This is a genomic window from Streptomyces sp. NPDC001933, from assembly GCF_042890955.1.
GTDB lineage: Bacteria > Actinomycetota > Actinomycetes > Streptomycetales > Streptomycetaceae > Streptomyces.
Genome location: NZ_JBIASS010000017.1, coordinates 37195 through 54304 on the forward strand (window position 1 = coordinate 37195; position 17110 = coordinate 54304).

Sequence of the window (17110 nt, forward strand, 5' to 3'; positions counted from 1 at the left end):
GTCCCCGCCCCCCCAAATAAAACACCCCCGCCCCCCCCCCCCGCCCCCGCCGCCGCGCCCCCCCCCCCCCCCGCCCCCCCCCCCCCCCGCGGCGGCCCCCCCCCCCCCCGGGCCCCCCCCCCCCCCGCGGCTCTGTCGTACCCGGTCCGCCGGGCGGCCCGGTCCGTCCGGCGGCCGTGTCCTGCCTCGGCCGCCGGACGCCCGGCTCAGGGAGTCAGCGGCGGGCGGGGGCCCTCGTCGTGGCGTGCGCCCGGCTGTGCGCCGTCCTCGCGGATGACCTCACCCTGGACGATCTTTCCGTCCGGCCGGTGGATGCGGGCCTGCTGGAAGGCGTCGGAAAGGCTGCCGGGGGTCGCGGCACGCATCCGGCGCTCCAGCGACCGTTCTGCGTACCGGCCGAGCCAGGAACGGACCGGCGGTACCAGCAGCAGGAGCCCCGCCACGTCCGAGATGATGCCCGGGATCATCAGCAGCAGGCCGCCGAGCATCAGGAAGCCGTTGCCCTTGCCGCCCGAGCCCTCGGCCGGCGGGGCGGCCGCGGCGCCGGGCTGCCCCGGCATCTGCTGGAGCGTCTGGGTGAGGTTGCTGAAGGCCCGGCGGCCGGCCCGCTTCATCACGGCGGCGCCGAGCACGATGCCCGCCACCAGGAGCAGCAGCACGGTGAACCCGCCCGCCGCGTTTGCCACGACGGTGAGCAGCCAGATCTCCAGCACCGCCCAGGCGGCGATGGCGAGGGGGACGAGGGTACGGGCGCGGGAGCGCTTGGGGGCGGTCGGGGGCGGTGTGCCGGTCGTCATGGTCCCCAGTGTGCCCGTACGGACGTCCGAGCGGCGCAAGGGGGTGATCACGGGCGCCGGGAGTGACGCCCGCCGCCGGTCCGCGGCGGGGCTCGGCGGATCAGATCGCCTTGCGGCCCAGGACCCGGTTCGTACGGGAGGTGACGCCCCAGGAGGTGACCCGCCAGAGGGCCTCGACCAGGATGTCGCGGCTCATCTTCGAGTCGCCGATCTCCCGGTCGACGAAGGTGATCGGCACCTCTACGACGTGGTAGCCGGCCTCGACGGCCCGGCGGGCCAGGTCGACCTGGAAGCAGTAGCCCTGCGAGGCGACCTGGTCGAGGCCGATGCCGTCCAGGGTCTCGGCGCGGAAGGCCCGGTAGCCGCCGGTGACGTCCCTGGTCCGCAGCCCGAGGAGGAGCCGGGAGTAGGTGCTGCCGCCGCGGGAGATCATTTCGCGGGACTTGGGCCAGTTGACCACGCGCCCGCCCGGCACCCAGCGCGATCCGAGCACCAGGTCGGCGCCCTTGAGCGCGGTCAGCAGCCTGGGCAGTTCCTCGGGCTGGTGGGAGCCGTCGGCGTCCATCTCCACGAGCACGCCGTAGCCGTGCTCGGTGCCCCAGCGGAAGCCCGCGAGATAGGCCGCGCCCAGCCCTTCCTTGCCCTTGCGGTGCAGCACCTGGACCTGGCTGTCCTCGGCGGCGATCTCGTCGGCGACCTTGCCGGTGCCGTCGGGGCTGTTGTCGTCGGCGACCAGGATGTCGGCGTCCGGCACAGCGGCGCGCACCCGGCTGACGATCGGCTTGATGTTCTCGGCCTCGTTGTAGGTCGGAATGATCACCAGGATTCTGCCGAGCGGGCCGTACCGCCGCTGACCGCCGTCGTTCACTTACTGCCCCTTAAGTCCGTACGCAGGTGCACACCATATCCAGCGGGCGGGGGCCGGTCTCCGACGCGGTCGGACGGTGCCGGGCACCGCCGGGGACAGAAGGACGGAAGTGCGGACAGAAACCCGGGTACGAGCACGGACGGGAACTACGGATGGGGGCCCGGCGCCCTTCGGGCCGACCTGGGACCCGCCGGCTGCGGGTCGACCTAGAGCCGTTGTCTACTGAACGTCCGGGCCCCACCCGGGTCGCACCGCCGTCCGGCTGAAACCTTCCCTCGCCCCCGAGGCGCGGGCGCTGAACCTGGCTGTCAGTGGTGGTGCGCCGGTGCGGCACACCACCCCATGACCCAGCGGCGTTCGACGACTGCGTGGAGGTTTAACCGGTCGGACGTCCTGTGGTGGACTCGGCCGAACCTACCGGCCGGTGGGCGCGTTCTGTCAATAGCCGTCTGACCTGCGATATTTACGGAACTTGCCTGGTCAGTAGTGAAGATCCGCAGGTCGCGGCGGAACCGGGACCACCGCGGGTGACGATACGAAATGGCCGGACGTCACTCGTTCGGCCGCTCGTAGACAGTTCGTCCGAAGACCACGGTCCGAAGACAGACCGGCAGATCGACGCCGGGGGTGAGATCCGGCAGGCCGGGCGTGCCCGAGCGGGGGTCGGTCGACCAGCGGGCGACCCGGTCGTCCGGGGCCTGGACCACCAGGTCAGCGGTGCGCCAGACCGCGTAGTCGGCGGGGGCGCCGGGCACCAGGGTCCCCGCGTCGTCCCGGCCGACGGCCCGCCAGCCGCCCCGGGTGTGGGCGGCGAAGCCCGCCCGGACGGAGATCCGGTGCTCGGGCGTGCGATGGAAGGCGGCGGCCCGTACGGTGCCCCACGGGTCGAGCGGGGTCACCGGGCTGTCCGAGCCGAAGGCGAGGGGCACACCGGCCCGCAGGAGCGCCGCGTACGGGTTGAGGGTCCTGGCCCGCTCGGCACCGAGCCGCTGGGCGTACATGCCCTCCTCGCCGCCCCAGGCGGCGTCGAAGGCGGGCTGGACGGAGGCGGTCAGCCCGAGCTCCGCGAACGCGGCCACGGTCTCGGGGGTGAGCATCTCGGCGTGCTCGACACGGTGCCTGGCGCCCCGGATCCGGGGCAGCCCGAGCGTCTCGGCGGCGGCCCTGACCCCGTCCACCACGGCGGAGAGCGCCGCGTCCCCGATGGCGTGGAAGCCGGCCTGGAGCCCCGCCTCGGTGCACGCGGTGACATGGGCGGCGATCTGCGCCGCGTCCAGGTGCGCGGTGCCGGTGCGTCCGGCCGGGCCGTCGGCGTAGGGCTCGTGCAGGCAGGCGGTGTGCGAGCCGAGCGAGCCGTCCACGAAGAGGTCCCCGGCCGCCCCGACGGCGCCGAGTTCCCGGATCCGGCGGGCGTCCTTCTCGTCGGCGACACGCTCGGCCCAGTAGCCGAAGACCCGCGGCCCGCTCTCGGCGGCGGCGAGCTTCAGCAGTCCGGCGAAGTCCTCCTCGTCGGAGATCTCGGGGCCGCCGCACTCGTGGACGGTGCCGATGCCGAGCGACGCGGCGTGCCGCAGCGCGGCGCGCTGGGCGTCGGCGCGCTGCCTCGGCGAGAGGGCGCCGTGGGCCGCGGAGCGGACCGCGTGGTGGGCGGCGCCGGTCAGCGGGGCGTCGGGGTGGTAGCCGGTCAGCCCGGTGACGCCGGGGACCAGGTCGAGCAGGGCGGTGGTGACGACCGCGGAGTGCACGTCGACCCGGGGCAGGTAGACCGGACGTCCGCCGGCCGCCGCGTCGAGCTCCCCGCGCGACGGAGGGCGCTGCTCCGGCCAGCGGGTGGCGTCCCAGCCGTGGCCGAGGACGACCCGGTCCTCGGGGTGTGCGGCCACGTACGCGCGCAGCAGGCCGAGCGCCTCGTCGAGGGTCCGGGCACCGGACAGGTCGAGGCCGGTGAGGGCCAGGCCGGTCGATGTGGTGTGGACGTGGGCGTCGGTGAACGCGGGGGTCACCAGCGCACCGTCGAGGTCGACCACTTCGTCGACGCCGCTCGCGAAGGCGTCGGCGGCCCCTTCCGAGCCCACCCAGGCGACGTGGCCGCGTTCGACCACCATGGCGGTGGCGAAGGGGTCGGCGGGGCTGTGGACGTCTCCACCGCGCAGCAGCACGGTGCGGTGTTCGCTCTGGGGGGCGGTGCTCTCGGTCATGGGACCAGTCTCGCGCCTGCCCTCGGCCGCGCCGCCCGCGACCCCCTCGGAGGCCGTCGGGCGACCCCCGGTCGGGCGCCTCTCAGATCCTCGGCGGCCGCGCCTCGTACGGCGTGGACAGGACGACCGTGGTGCGGGTGGAGACACCGGCCAGCGAACGGATCCGGGTGAGCAGGTGCTCCAGTTCCAGCGGTGTCGCGACGCGCACCTTGAGGATGTAGTTCTCGTCACCCGCGACGCTGTGGCAGGCCTCCAGCTCCGGGACGTCCGCGAGCCGCTCGGAGATGTCGTCCGGCGCGCTCGGGTCGAAGGGCTTCACCGAGATGAACGCGGTGAGCGGCAGGCCGACGGCCTCGGGGTCGACGACCGCGGCGTAGCCCCGGATCACCCCACGCTGCTCCAGCCTGCGGACACGCTGATGAACGGCCGATGTGGACAGGCCCGTGGCCTTGCCCAGGTCGGTGTAGCTCATCCGCCCGTCCTTGACGAGCAACTCCACGATCTGTCGGTCCAGCTCCTCCATACGGATCAACCTATTGCCCCAGGTCCCTCCAGGCACAGCGGCAGGAGCCCAGGAAGGGGCACCTGCGGCGGGCATGTGACGAATGCCACAGGTTTACGGGTCGGTAGCCGACCCCCTCGCGGTTACGGCAGACGCGCGACGGGAAGTGCTTGCTGTGGTCGAGGCCGTGTCGCCTGGTCGGCCCACCTGAGGGGGGAATTTCCCATGCAGAGCCTGAAGCTCACCGGACGCCGTACTGGTCCGGAACCCGTCGAGGACGGCGCTTCCGACGATTCCGTCGAGGACGCCGCTTCCGACGCGTACGACACCTTCGAGATGTACCGGGTGATCTGCCCGGACTGCGCGCAGCCGATCGCGCTGCTGGCCGACGAGGACGTGCTGCCGGAGCACGCGCTGTGCCCGACGCCGTGGAATCCCTTCGTGCTGACCGTGTGCGCCGGTACCGGCCGCCCGGCGGCTCAGTCGCGGCCCGCCGACGAGTCGTTCGACGCCCAGGAGCAGGAGACGGGCCTGCTGTTGACGCTCCCCCAGGGGCTCGACTGGCGGATGCAGCCGTTCTCGCACGCCGGCGGCCCCGGCTCACGCCCGCTGCGGGTGCAGCAGATGCGGCGTCACGCCGCCTGACGGCAGCCCCCGCGCGCGACCGGCCCGGACACCTCCGGGCCCACCCCGCACATCTGCGCCGCACCACGAAGGCCCGGCCGACGTGGTGCCCGCGGTACGGACCGCCGCCCGGGGACGGGACGAACGGGCTCTCGAATCGGCCGGACAGTGACCGGGGAACGCCCCGCACCGTTGGCCCGGTATGACCCTGCTGCCTTCAACGGCCGGTCCCGGCCGCCGCCGCCTCGCCGCTCCCACCGCCGAAGAATCGGTTCCGCAGCCCATGGCTCCCCGGTCGGTGCCGCGACCGGTGCCGCACTCCACCGATCCGCCCATCTACCGGGCCCTGCTGCGTCACTGGGAGGGCGCGGACCGCACCCTGCCGGGCCGCCACGACCAGGAGTGGAACCGGATCATGGCGACGCCCGTGTGGTCGGACCGGCCGCTGCGGGTCAGCGTGTCTCAGGACCCGCGAGGTGGCGCGCGATGACCATCCGCTGGATCTGATTGGTGCCCTCGACGATCTGCAGCACCTTCGCCTCGCGCATCAGCCGCTCGACGGGGAAGTCCTGGGTGTAGCCGTACCCGCCGAGCACCTGGACGGCGTCCACGGTGACCCGCATGGCGAGGTCCGTGCAGAACAGCTTGGCCATGGCCGCCTGGCGCGAGAAGGGTTTGTCCTCGTCGCGGAGCCGGGCCGCCTCCAGGTAGAGCGCCCGGCCCGCCTCGATCTGGGTGGCCATGTCGGCGAGCATGAAACGCAGCCCCTGGAAGTCCGCGATCGGGCGCCCGAACTGCTGCCGCCCGGTGGCGTAGCCGACGGCCTCGCTCAGGGCCGCCTGGGCTACGCCGATGGCGCAGGCGGCGATGCCCAGACGCCCGGAGTCGAGTGCGGACAGGGCGATCGCGAAGCCCTGACCCTCCTCGCCGATCCGGCGCGCGTCGGAAACCCGTACGCCGTCGAAGTTCAGCTGGGCGGTGGGCGAGCCCTTCATGCCCATCTTCTTCTCGGGGGCGGCCGCGCTGAGCCCCTCGGCGTCGCCGGGGACCAGGAAAGCGGTGATGCCGCGGGAGCCCTCGGCCCCGGTGCGGGCCAGGACCGTGTAGAAGTCGGCGATGCCGCCGTGGGTGATCCACGCCTTGGTGCCGGTGATGACCCAGTCGTCGCCGTCCCGTACGGCCTTCGTGCGGAGCGAGGCGGCGTCGGAGCCGGAGGCGGGCTCGGAGAGGCAGTAGGCGCCCAGCAGGCCGCCTCCCAGCATCGCCGGGAGGTGTTCGGCCCGCTGCTCCTTGGTGCCGTATCCGGCGACCGCGTGACAGGCCAGGGAGTGGACGCTGACGCCGAGGCCGACGGTCAGCCGGGCGGCCGCGAGCTCTTCGAGGACCTGGAGGTAGACCTCGTACGGCTGGTCGCCGCCGCCGTGGGCGGAGTCGTAGGGCAGTCCCAGCAGTCCGGACTCGGAGAGCAGCGAGAAGACCTCGCGCGGGAACCGGCCCGCTTCCTCCTCCTCGGCCGCCCGGGGCGCGATCTCTCGCTGGGCGATGTCGCGGACGAGCGCGACGAGCTGCCTGGACTCCTCGGTGGGCAGACGGCGTTCCACCAAATGCTGGGCACGGTCGGACATGACGGCGCTCTCCTCCCTGTCGGGCGTTGCGGCGGTCGCGCGCGAGGGGTGTGGGCGGCGCCGCCGGGAAATTCCGGGACTGGCCCGGAGAAGCACTGCTACCCAGCCGACGCCGGCCCCCTCGGATTACGAGAGCTGCTGGCCAGCGGCTGTGGCGGCTTGAGTATGCCCGATCGGACGATATCCGTCACGGGGTCACCGGGCGACTCGGAGCCGGGCACGACGATCACCGGAAATGGTCCGAACCATTGACCTCACTGGTCTAGTCCATCTACGGTCCCACAACAACGGCCTTTGCGCGTTCATGCCAAGTGCATGTGATGGCCGACTGCCCACCCCCACAAGCGAGTTCCCTCCCCCACGAGGAGACAAGATGTTCGGTACGCACCGTCCCCGCGCCCGTTTCCGGGCGCTCGCCGCAGCCGCCTGTACCGCCGCCCTCGGCGCCACCCTGCTGGGTGTCGCGGGCACCGCGTCGGCCGGTACACCCCCCACCACGCGGGCCGCGGCCCCCGCATCCGCCGACGCGGCCCCCACGGCGGCCGGCGACAAGGTGGTCGGATACTTCACCAACTGGGGTGTCTACGGCCGCAATTACCACGTCAGGAACATCGAGACGTCCGGCTCGGCCGACAAGCTCACGCACATCAACTACGCCTTCGGCAACGTCACCGGAGGCAAGTGCACGATCGGTGACTCCTACGCCGACTACGAGAAGGCGTACACCGCCGACCAGTCCGTCGACGGCGTCGCCGACACCTGGGACCAGGACCTGCGCGGCAACTTCAACCAGCTGCGCAAGCTGAAGAAGCTGCACCCGGACCTCAAGATCATCTGGTCGTTCGGCGGCTGGACCTGGTCCGGTGGCTTCGGCGAGGCCGCGAAGAACCCGGCCGCGTTCGCCGACTCCTGCTACAAGCTGGTGGAGGACCCCCGCTGGGCCGATGTCTTCGACGGCATCGACATCGACTGGGAGTACCCCAACGCCTGCGGCCTGACCTGTGACACCAGCGGCCCGGCCGCGCTGAAGGGCCTCACCACCGCGCTGCGCTCGAAGTTCGGCAGCAGCAACCTGGTGACGGCCGCCATCACCGCCGACGGCTCCGAGGGCGGCAAGATCGACGCCGCCGACTACGCCGGCGCAGCCCAGTCCCTGGACTGGTACAACGTGATGACGTACGACTTCTTCGGCGCCTGGGCGGCCAAGGGCCCGACCGCCCCGCACTCCCCGCTCACCTCCTACAACGGCATCCCGCAGGCCGGCTTCAACTCCGCCGACGCCATCGCCAAGCTGAAGGCCCAGGGCGTCCCCGCGTCCAAGCTGCTCCTCGGCATCGGCTTCTACGGCCGCGGCTGGACCGGCGTCACCCAGGACGCGCCCGGCGGCGCCGCCACCGGCGCCGCACCCGGCACCTACGAGGCGGGCATCGAGGACTACAAGGTCCTCAAGAACAGCTGCCCGGCCACCGGCACCGTCGCCGGCACCGCGTACGCCCACTGCGGCACCAACTGGTGGAGCTACGACACCCCGGCCACCATCGCCACCAAGATGAACTGGAAGAACCAGCAGGGTCTCGGCGGCACCTTCTTCTGGGAGCTCAGCGGTGACACCTCCGACGGCGAGCTGATCAAGGCGATCGACTAGAGCGGTAGCACCTGGTCACGGCATCAGGGACGGGGCGGTGGGCCGGTCGGCACTCCGCCCCGTCCCTGATGGGGCGGTGGGCCGGTCGGCACTCCGCCCCGTTTTCGTCCGTGTTGGGGTGATCCGGCGGGGTCCAACAGGACGTGGTTCACACGGCGTTCCCGCTCCGGCCGATGCGCAAGCGGATCACTCCGGCATGATGGAGCCGCACCCGCTCCGACCATGTGTTCCCAGGACCGCGGTGTGGCCCCGAGGAGGAGGATTCCGCTTGTCACGCCAGGTTCTGACGGTCTGTCCCGAGCGGCCCGACGGCTTTCGAACGATCGGTGAGGCGCTGGCCAGGGCGCGCAACGGCGCCGTGATCAGCGTCCGTTCCGGCACCTACGCCGAGAGTCTGGTCATCACCGTCCCCGTCACCGTCGTCGCCGAGCAGTCCCGCGGCAGCGTCGAGATATGCCCGCCCCACGGCAGCGCGGTGGTGCTCCAGGCCGAAGCCGTGATGCTCACCGATCTGGTGCTGCGCGGCCGCGACGAGGAGCTGCCGGTGGTGGACGCGCCGCGCGGCCAGGTCGCGATGGACGGCTGCGACATCACCGGTGCGTCGTGGACCGCGCTGCTGGCCCGCGGGTCCGGCTCGGTGGCGCTGCGCGACTGCCGGGTGCGCAATCCGCGCGGCGCCGGGCTGGTGGTGACCTCGGCGGTGGAGAGTTCCGCCGAGTCCTGCACGGTCGAGCACCTGGGCACCTCGGGCGTGGTGATCGGCGAGCGCGGCCGGATCACGCTGCGCGGCTGCACCATCCGCGACGCCCGTGCCAACGGGGTGCTCGCCAACGGCGAGGGACAGGGCTCCGTCGAGGAGTGCGACATCTCCTCCACCGACAAGCCGTCCATCGCGCTGGAGGAGCAGAGCACCACCCGGATCCTGCGGACCGTGGTCCACGACACCGGGGTCGGCATCCACCTCTCCTCCTCGGCCCGGACGGTGCTGGAGGACATCCGGGTGACCGGCACCAGCGGGCCCGGCATCGTCCTGTCCGGCGGCACCGATCCGCTGCTGCGCCGGTGCCGTACCGCTCGTACGAAGGGTCCCGGCCTGCTCGTATCGGACCGGGCCCGGGGCACCTTCGAGGACTGCTGGCTGGATTCGGCCCAGGAGGCCGCGCTGCACGTGCGGGGCTCGGCCTCCCCGGTGCTGACCGGGCTGACCGTGCGGGACAGCGTGCAGGCGGGTGTGCTGCTGGAGGAGGAGTCGGTCGCCGAGCTGGACCGCCTCGAAGTGCTCGACGCGGGCGACGTGGGCATACGCATACGCAGCGGCGCCAATCCGCTGGTGCGCCGGGCCAGGATCGGCGCGGCCAAGGGGCACGGTGTGGAGGTCGTCAAGGACGGCCGGGGCCGGCTGGAGGACTGCGAGATCGAACGGCCCGGCAGCGCCGGGATCCGGGTCGCCGACGACGGCAACGTCTATGTCGGCGGGGGCGGCGTGCACGGTGCCGCGCACGGCTTGTCGGTGGCGGCGGGCGGCAGCGTCGCCGTCCGGGACTGGGACGTCCGGGAGTCCACGGACACGGGTGTGGTGGTCGAGGACGGCGGCGAACTGACCGCGACCCGGCTCCGGATCGCCGCCGCCGCCGGGCACGGGGTGCTGCTGGCCCAGGGCGGCCGGGGCGCCTTCACCGCCTGCGAGGTGCGCGGCTCGGGCCGGGACGGCTTCCGGGTGGAGACCACGGCCGCGGTGTCGGTGGTGAACTGCACCGCGCGGGACAACGAGGGCGGCGGTCTGGTGCAGGCGCTGCCGGGCGAGCGGCTGGCGGTCGAGAACCTGACCAGTACGGACAACGGCAGACGTGACGCCTGGGGGCTCGGCGAGGCCGAGGGTACCGATCCGGCCGGTACGGGCGCCTCGGGCGGCGGCTCCGGCGCTGCCCGCAAGGACGGCCCGCTGGCCGAACTGGACGCGCTGATCGGCCTGGAGAACGTCAAGCACCAGGTGCGGACACTGGTCAATCTGATCCAGCTCGCCCAGCGGCGCGCCCGTCTCGGTCTGCCGGCCCCGCCGATGAGCCGGCACCTGGTCTTCTCCGGGCCGCCCGGCACCGGCAAGACCACGGTCGCCCGGCTCTACGGGGCTGTCCTGGCCGAGCTGGGAGCGCTGCCCTCCGGCCATCTGGTGGAGGTGTCGCGCGCGGACCTGGTGGCGCAGATCGTCGGCGGTACGGCCATCAAGACCACCGAGACGTTCAAGCGGGCGCTGGGCGGGGTGCTGTTCATCGACGAGGCGTACAGCCTGCTGTCGGACGGTCGGGGTTCGGGCGCCGACTTCGGCCGCGAGGCCGTCGACACACTGCTGAAGCTGATGGAGGACCACCGCGACGACGTCGTCGTGGTCGCCGCCGGGTACGCGGACGAGATGCGTGACTTCCTCGGCTCCAACCCGGGGCTGGCCTCGCGCTTCTCCCGGACGGTCGAGTTCGAGAACTACGCGGTGCCCGAACTCGTCGCGATCATCGAGAGCATGTGCGCCCATCACCGCTACGAGCTCGACGAGTCGACGTTCGGCGCGCTCGCCGCGCACTTCGAGCGGATGCCCCGGGACGCCGGCTTCGGCAACGGCCGTGCTGCCCGGCAGGTGTTCGAGGAGATGGTGGACCGTCAGGCGTACCGGCTGGCCGCGCTACCCGACGCCGACGAGCAGGACCTCACCCGGCTGCTGCCGGAGGACGTCGGCGAGGAGGCCGCCGCCGCGGTGTCCGGGCAGCCGGGCGACGGCGGGACGGAGAGCGACCCGCTGGCCCGGCTCGGGGACATGGTGGGCCTGGCCGCCGTCAAGCGTGACGTCACCGACCTGGTCAATCTGCTGGCCACCGCGAAGAAGCGGGAGGCGGCCGGGCTGCCCGCACCGCGGATCAGCCACCATCTGGTCTTCACCGGGCCGCCCGGCACCGGCAAGACCACGGTCGCCCGGCTCTACGGCGAGCTGCTGAAGTCGCTCGGTGTGCTGCCGCGCGGCCAGCTCGTCGAGGTGGCCAGGGCGGACCTGGTCGGCCGGTACGTGGGACACACCGCCCAGCTCACCCGGGAGGTGTTCGACCGGGCCAGGGGCGGGGTGCTGTTCGTCGACGAGGCGTACACACTGACGCCGGAAGGTTCCGCGGGCAGCAGCGACTTCGGGCGCGAGGCGGTGGACACGCTGCTGAAGCTGATGGAGGACCACCGCGACGAGGTCGTGGTGATCGTCGCCGGCTACACCGGTGAGATGGAGCGCTTCCTGGCCTCCAACCCCGGGCTCTCGTCGCGGTTCTCGCGGCGGGTGGAGTTCGCCGACTACTCCTCGGACGAGCTGGTCACCATCGTCCGCCAGCACGCGTCCGCGTCCGGATACGAGTGCGGTGCGGGTGCGGGTGCGGTCATGCGGGAGTACTTCGACGCACTGCCCAGGGACCGTTCGTTCGGCAACGCGCGGCTCGCCCGGCAGGTGCTGGAAGGCATGATGACCCGTCAGGCGGGACGGGTGAGCGCCATGGCGGCGCCCGGTCTGGACGATCTGCGGCTGCTGCTCCCGGAGGATGTCGTACGCCCGCAGGCGGTGCCCGAATGACGCCGGGCAGCGGTGCGCGGCGCGGCCCCGGCCGCCGCACCGGACGGGTTGCGGCCGCGGCGCTGCTGGCCGCGGCGCTGGCGCTGCCGGTGGCCTCTCCGGCCGCCGCGGCCGACGGCGAGAAGGTCAGGCTGCCGGTGATGCCCGCGCGTCTCGATGCCGGTGATCCGTGCACCGGCGGGTCGAGGGCGCGGGCCACGGCGGTGCCGTGGGAGCAGCAGAACCTCCAGCTCGCCCGTACCTGGGAGTTCGGCCGGGGGGCGGGGGTGAAGGTCGCGGTGGTGGACACCGGGGTCTCGGTACAGGCGCCTACGCTCGCGGGCCGGGTCTCGGCCGTGGGCCCGGCCGGGGAGGACTGCGTGGGCCACGGGACATTCGTGGCCGGGCTGATCGCGGCGGCGCCGGCGAAGAACGTGCGCGTCGCGGGGGTCGCCCAGGAGTCCCGGATCATCGCGGTGCGGGGCACGGACGAGCGCGGGACGGCGACCGCGGCCTCGGTCGCCGCCGGAATCCGGGCGGCCGCCGACGCCGGGGCGAAGGTCATCCAGGTCTCCCACGCGCTGGCCGCCGACTCGGCCGGGCTCCGTTCGGCCGTGAAGTACGCGGCCTCCCGCGACGCGCTGATCGTGGCCGCCGCGACGCCCGACCCGGCGGGTTCGTCGCCGGGCCGGGAGCCCGAACCGCCGCGCGACTACTGGCCTGCCTCGGCGCCCGGGGTCCTCTCCGTCATCGACATGGACGCGCGGGGCACCCGCCCGGACACCGCGCCGGCCACCCGCGGCGCGGATCTCGCCGCCCCGGGCGACGGGGTGGTGGGCGTGGGGCCGCGCGGGACTGGGCACTTCATCGGGTCGGGGGCATCGTTCGCGGCCGCCTACGCGGCGGGCACCGCCGCGCTCGTACGGTCGGCGCATCCGGATCTGTCGGCCGCCGGGACGGCACAGCGGCTGACCCGTACCGCCTATCCGGCGGATGTGCCGCGCCTGGACCCGTACGCGGCCGTCACCTCCGTGCAGGACCCGGCGGCACGCCCCCGGGCGGCGCGGGACGACTCCGTGGTGCTGCCGCCGGGCAACGGCAGCGAGGGCGCGACCCGCAGGGCGGTGTGGATCGCGGTGGCGGGCGGCTCGCTCGCGCTGCTGGTCGCTTGGGCGGCGCTGGTCGCACCCCGGGGCCGTTCGCGCGGCTGGCGCCCCGCACAGCGCCGCCGGGTGGCGGACGCGCCGGGCGACTGAGCGGCCGTACGGAACCCGAAGGGCCCCTGGGGCGGCATCCGCCGCCCCAGGGGCCCTTGAGAGCTGTCGCTCAGCCCGCGAGCGGCTCCCCGGTCTCCCCGGCCAGTGCGGTCTGCACGAGGGTGGCCTTGCGCCGGACGATGTACTGGGCGCGGCCCGGCGGCAGGTTGCGCGGCTTCACATTGCCGAACACATAGCCCTCGGACGGCGGGCAGGACAGCAGCATGCCGGGCGTGTTGACCTCGTCCAGGCGGCGCAGCAACTGGTCGTTGAGGCCGCGTCCGGCGCCGGTGGCCGAGCGGACCGCCACCACGTGCAGACCGACCTCGTAACCGAGCGCGAGGTGGTCCAGGAGCGGGGCGAACGGGTGGTCGTAGGAGCCGGCGTTGCTGACCATGTCGTAGTCGTCGACCAGGACGAACAGCCTCGGTCCGGTCCACCAGTCGCACTGCCGCATCCGGGACGGGGCGATGTCCGGTCCGGGGAGCCTGGTCTTGATCGCGCGGGCCGCACCGCCGACCAGTTCGCGCAGCGAGTCGATCGCGACGACGTGTCCGAGGCGGTACTCCTCGGGTACGGAGTCGACGAGTTCGCGGCGGTAGTCCACCACCAGGATGCGGGCCTCGGCCGCGGTGTAGCGGGCTGTGATGGAACGGACCAGCAGGCGCAGCAGGTTGGTCTTGCCGCTCTCGCTGTCGCCGATGCCGATCAGGTGCGGGGTGCGGCCGAAGTCGTGCCAGACCGGGGAGAGGGTCTCCTCGTCCAGGCCGATCGGGACGCGCAGCCCCTCGGTGCGCTCGGGTTCGGGGAGTTCCGTGGCCGGGAGGCGGTGCGGCAGCATCCGTACCGGTGGGGCCGGCGGGCCCTGCCAGTGCTCGGCGATCCGGCCGACCAGGTCGGCGACGCCCTCGGCGAGGTCGTCGGCGCTGTCCCGCCCGTCGATGCGGGGCAGTGCGGTCAGGAAGTGGAGCTTGCCCTCCATGGTCAGTCCGCGCCCGGCTCCGCGCGGCACGGTGGCCGCCTTGCGGATGTCGATCATCGAGTCCATCGGGTCGCCGAGCTTGAGTTCCAGACGGGTCAGGGACTGGTCACGGACCTGGGCGGGAAGCTCGATCCAGCGGGAGGTGGTGACGACGATGTGTACGCCGTAGTTGAGGCCGCGGGCGGCTATCTGGTGGAAGGTGGGGATCAGCGAGTCGAAGTCCTGCTTGACCGTGGCCCAGCCGTCGACGACCAGGAAAACGTCGCCGTGGGGCTCTTCGGGGAACTCTCCGGCGGCCCGGCGGCGCCGGTAGGAGGCCATCGAGTCGATGCCGCGGTCCTGGAAGAACTGCTCCCGTTCGTTGAGCACGGCGGTCACCTCGGCCACCGTACGGCTGATCCGTTCGGTGTCGAGCCGTCCGGCGACACCGCCGACGTGCGGCAGCCCAGCCAGTGCCAGGAGCGCGCCGCCGCCGAAGTCCAGGCAGTAGAACTGCACTTCGCGCGGGGTGTGGGTGAGGGCGAGCGCACTGATCAGGGTCCGTACGACGGTCGACTTGCCGCTCTGGGAACCGCCCGCGATCGCGACATGGCCGCCGGCGGCGGAGAGGTCCACCGTGAGCGGGTCGCGGCGCTGCTCGAACGGCATGTCCACCAGCCCCAGGGGCACCTCCAGCGTGCCCGGCCCCGTCGTTCCCGCCGGGGTGAGGCCGCGTTCCGGGTCGGGTTCGGGAGACGGCAGCAGCAGATCGAGCGCGGGCGGCAGGTCCAGCGGCGGCAGCCACACCTGGTGGGCGGCCGGTCCGGAGCCGCGCAGCCGCTCCAGGGCGACGGAGAGCAGTGTGTCGCCGGCGCCGGACTCCTCGGGCGCGGCGGCGGGTTCGGGGGTGCGTGTCGCGGGGGCCCGCGGAACGACCCAGTCGGTGGTCCAGGGCATCACCTGGCTGGCGACCCTGGCCTGGACGGCGGCGCCGCGGCGCTTGCGGTACGGGCCGGAGACGTAGGCCGCCCGGAACCGGGTCAGCGCCTCGACGCCGCTCTTGAGGAAGCCGCTGCCGGGCTGGGAAGGCAGCTGGTAGGCGTCGGGAACGCCGAGCACACCCCGTGACTCCATGGCGGAGAAGGTACGCAGCCCCACCCGGTAGGAGAGGTGGCTCTCCAGCTGGTGCATGCGGCCTTCGTCCAGCCGCTGGGAGGCGAGCAGCAGATGGACGCCGAGCGACCGGCCGAGCCGCCCGATCATCACGAAGAGGTCCATGAACTCGCGGTGCGCGGAGAGCAGTTCGCTGAACTCGTCGACGACGACGAAGAGGCTGGGCAGCGGTGCGAGATCGGCCCCGGCCGCGCGGGCCTTCTCGTACTCCAGCGCGGAGGTGTGGTTTCCGGCGCTGCGCAGCAGCTCCTGGCGGCGGATGAGTTCGCCGTGCAGGGCGTCCTGCATGCGCTCCACGAGGGCGACCTCGTCGGCCAGGTTGGTGATCACGGCGGAGGTGTGCGGGAGTTCGTCGAGTCCGAGGAAGGTGGCGCCGCCCTTGAAGTCCACCAGGATGAAATTGAGTGTTTCGGAAGAGTTCGTGAGAGCGAGTCCGAGCACCAGGGTGCGCAGCAGCTCGCTCTTGCCGGAACCGGTGGCGCCGATCAGCATGCCGTGCGGGCCCATCCCGCCCTGCGCGGACTCCTTGATGTCCAGCTCCACCGGGACTCCGTCGGCGCCGACCGCGACCGGGACGCGCAGCCGCGCCGAACCGGTGGAGCGTTCCCAGAGGGTGGCCGGCTCGTGCCGGTACAGATCGGGAATGCCCAGCAGGGCGGTGAGTTCGACGTCGGTGTCCAGTGGCTGCGCGGCGTCCGAGGACAGGCTCATCCGGTACGGCGCGAGCAGCCTGGCCAGTGCTTCGGCGGAGCCGGGTCCCATGGCGTCGGGGCGGCCGAGGAGGGTGGTCTGTTCCTTGCGGCTGCGGTCGGTGCGGACCAGGTGCAGGCTGTCCGGCTGGACGTCGAGGCGCAGTGTGGTGCGCCCGGGACGCCAGCTGAGGGCGCCGGACAGGTCGAGCACGACGGCGTTGCGCAGGCCGGGGCCGTCGAGGCGGTGGCCCGCGGGCACCGTGGCGCCGTCGACGACGATCACGGTGAAGGGCTCGTCGCGGCCGGGCACGGCCTCGGGGTCGAAGACGGGCCGCTCGGTGAATTCGGCGCCCAGGAGTCCCTCCAGGTCACGGAAGGTGGACGCGACCAGCCTGGAGGGGCCCGCTCCGTCCTGTTCCTGGGCGTGCTGGCTGTGCGGGAGCCATTTGACCCACTCCCATTCGGCGCGCTTCTCGTCGGCGACGCAGAGGGCGATCCAGAGCTCCTCCGGCGGGTGGAAGAAGGCGAGCTGTGACAGGACCGCGCGGACGTTGTCCCGTACGGCCCGGTCGTCGCCGCGGAACAGGATCCGGGTCCAGGACCGCAGATAGAGACCGGTGGGCTGGTCGGGAACGACTCCGTACGCCTTGATGAAGCGGCGCAGCGCGTGGGCGCAGAGCGGTTCGAGGTCCTCGACGGGTTTGGTCGCCGTGGGGGTGAGGCGCAGCGCGAGCTGCTGGTCGCCGACGGCTATCCGTACCTCGGCGAAGTCGTCGTCGGAGACCCTGCGTTCCCACAGCCGGGTGGAGCGCACCATGGTGCGCAGCACCCTGGGTTCGGGGTGCCGCCAGGCGAGGGCCTCCTGCTGGTCGCTGACCGCCTCGTGGACGCTGCGCCGGATCTGGGACAGATAGCGCAGGTAGTCCCGGCGTTCGCCGCGCAGCCGCTGCTTGCGTTCGCCGCCCTTGCGCATCATCTGGCCGACGAGCATGGCGGCCGAGGCGGTGACCATCATGCCGAGTGCCAGGTACGTGAAGACACTGCTGCCGCCGCCCGGACGCATGAACATCAGCATCATGGACACCGACATCATGGCCATCGGCAGATAGGTCCAGATCGCCGAGGAGTCGGGAACCGTCTCCGGCAGGGTCGGTGGCTCCTGGAGGTTCAGCTCTCCTTCGGGCATGTCCGG

11 protein-coding genes are annotated in these 17110 nt (G+C 72.7%); 5 read left to right on the top strand and 6 right to left on the bottom strand.

What is annotated here, in order from left to right; genetic code table 11:
• Nucleotides 1-206 precede the first annotated feature (206 nt).
• From fxsA to ACFYY7_RS32930, 4 genes are all read right to left on the bottom strand, one after another.
• A complete protein-coding gene (gene fxsA, locus ACFYY7_RS32915; RefSeq protein WP_388667494.1) occupies nucleotides 207-797 on the bottom strand; it encodes an FxsA family membrane protein in 591 nt (196 codons plus the stop codon).
• Nucleotides 798-897: 100 nt separating this feature from the next.
• Nucleotides 898-1665, bottom strand: coding sequence for a polyprenol monophosphomannose synthase (locus ACFYY7_RS32920; protein ID WP_266735594.1), 768 nt, complete (start codon nucleotides 1663-1665; stop codon nucleotides 898-900).
• Nucleotides 1666-2216: 551 nt separating this feature from the next.
• Entirely contained in the window at nucleotides 2217-3863 is a 1647-nt protein-coding gene (locus ACFYY7_RS32925) for an amidohydrolase (protein ID WP_388667495.1), read from the bottom strand.
• A gap of 82 nt (nucleotides 3864-3945) precedes the next feature.
• Nucleotides 3946-4386, bottom strand: a complete 441-nt coding sequence (locus ACFYY7_RS32930; protein ID WP_266735596.1) for an Lrp/AsnC family transcriptional regulator — start codon at nucleotides 4384-4386, stop codon at nucleotides 3946-3948.
• Nucleotides 4387-4590: 204 nt separating this feature from the next.
• On the opposite strand from ACFYY7_RS32930, the gene ACFYY7_RS32935 reads away from it, so the two are divergent.
• Together ACFYY7_RS32935 and ACFYY7_RS32940 are read left to right on the top strand one after the other, a co-directional pair.
• Nucleotides 4591-5010, top strand: coding sequence for a hypothetical protein (locus tag ACFYY7_RS32935; RefSeq protein ID WP_388667496.1), 420 nt, complete (start codon nucleotides 4591-4593; stop codon nucleotides 5008-5010).
• Between the two features lie 181 nt (nucleotides 5011-5191).
• On the top strand, nucleotides 5192-5479 hold the full coding sequence (locus ACFYY7_RS32940) for a hypothetical protein (RefSeq protein ID WP_388667497.1): 288 nt from the start codon (nucleotides 5192-5194) through the stop codon (nucleotides 5477-5479).
• Here the strand turns inward: ACFYY7_RS32940 and ACFYY7_RS32945 are convergent.
• The gene (locus ACFYY7_RS32945; RefSeq protein WP_388667498.1) at nucleotides 5442-6614 is read right to left on the bottom strand and encodes an acyl-CoA dehydrogenase family protein; all 1173 of its coding nucleotides are present in this window, start codon (nucleotides 6612-6614) and stop codon (nucleotides 5442-5444) included. The two genes, ACFYY7_RS32940 and ACFYY7_RS32945, sit on opposite strands and share 38 nt — an antisense overlap.
• Nucleotides 6615-6987: 373 nt before the next feature.
• Between ACFYY7_RS32945 and ACFYY7_RS32950 the strand changes: the two genes are divergently transcribed.
• The 3 genes from ACFYY7_RS32950 (at nucleotide 6988) to ACFYY7_RS32960 (ending at nucleotide 13092) form a co-directional block, all read left to right on the top strand.
• Nucleotides 6988-8259, top strand: a complete 1272-nt coding sequence (locus tag ACFYY7_RS32950) for a glycoside hydrolase family 18 protein (RefSeq protein WP_388667499.1) — start codon at nucleotides 6988-6990, stop codon at nucleotides 8257-8259.
• 268 nt (nucleotides 8260-8527) lie between these two features.
• Nucleotides 8528-11857 (top strand): right-handed parallel beta-helix repeat-containing protein, encoded by a 3330-nt coding sequence (locus ACFYY7_RS32955; RefSeq protein WP_388667500.1) that lies wholly within the window; start codon nucleotides 8528-8530, stop codon nucleotides 11855-11857.
• Nucleotides 11854-13092, top strand: a complete 1239-nt coding sequence (locus ACFYY7_RS32960; protein ID WP_388667501.1) for a S8 family serine peptidase — start codon at nucleotides 11854-11856, stop codon at nucleotides 13090-13092. Before ACFYY7_RS32955 ends, ACFYY7_RS32960 begins: the two co-directional genes overlap by 4 nt.
• A 70-nt stretch (nucleotides 13093-13162) precedes the next feature.
• On the opposite strand, the gene eccCa is transcribed toward ACFYY7_RS32960, so the two are convergent.
• A complete protein-coding gene (eccCa, locus tag ACFYY7_RS32965; RefSeq protein WP_388667594.1) occupies nucleotides 13163-17104 on the bottom strand; it encodes a type VII secretion protein EccCa in 3942 nt (1313 codons plus the stop codon).
• Nucleotides 17105-17110 lie beyond the last annotated feature (6 nt).

Coding starts and splice junctions, on each gene's coding strand:
- ACFYY7_RS32940 (WP_388667497.1), top strand. CDS start 5,192: ATGACCCTGCTGCCTTCAACGGCCGGTCCCGGCCGCCGCCGCCTCGCC.
- ACFYY7_RS32930 (WP_266735596.1), bottom strand. CDS start 4,386: ATGGAGGAGCTGGACCGACAGATCGTGGAGTTGCTCGTCAAGGACGGG.
- ACFYY7_RS32925 (WP_388667495.1), bottom strand. CDS start 3,863: ATGACCGAGAGCACCGCCCCCCAGAGCGAACACCGCACCGTGCTGCTG.
- eccCa (WP_388667594.1), bottom strand. CDS start 17,104: ATGCCCGAAGGAGAGCTGAACCTCCAGGAGCCACCGACCCTGCCGGAG.
- ACFYY7_RS32945 (WP_388667498.1), bottom strand. CDS start 6,614: ATGTCCGACCGTGCCCAGCATTTGGTGGAACGCCGTCTGCCCACCGAG.
- ACFYY7_RS32950 (WP_388667499.1), top strand. CDS start 6,988: ATGTTCGGTACGCACCGTCCCCGCGCCCGTTTCCGGGCGCTCGCCGCA.
- ACFYY7_RS32935 (WP_388667496.1), top strand. CDS start 4,591: ATGCAGAGCCTGAAGCTCACCGGACGCCGTACTGGTCCGGAACCCGTC.
- ACFYY7_RS32960 (WP_388667501.1), top strand. CDS start 11,854: ATGACGCCGGGCAGCGGTGCGCGGCGCGGCCCCGGCCGCCGCACCGGA.
- fxsA (WP_388667494.1), bottom strand. CDS start 797: ATGACGACCGGCACACCGCCCCCGACCGCCCCCAAGCGCTCCCGCGCC.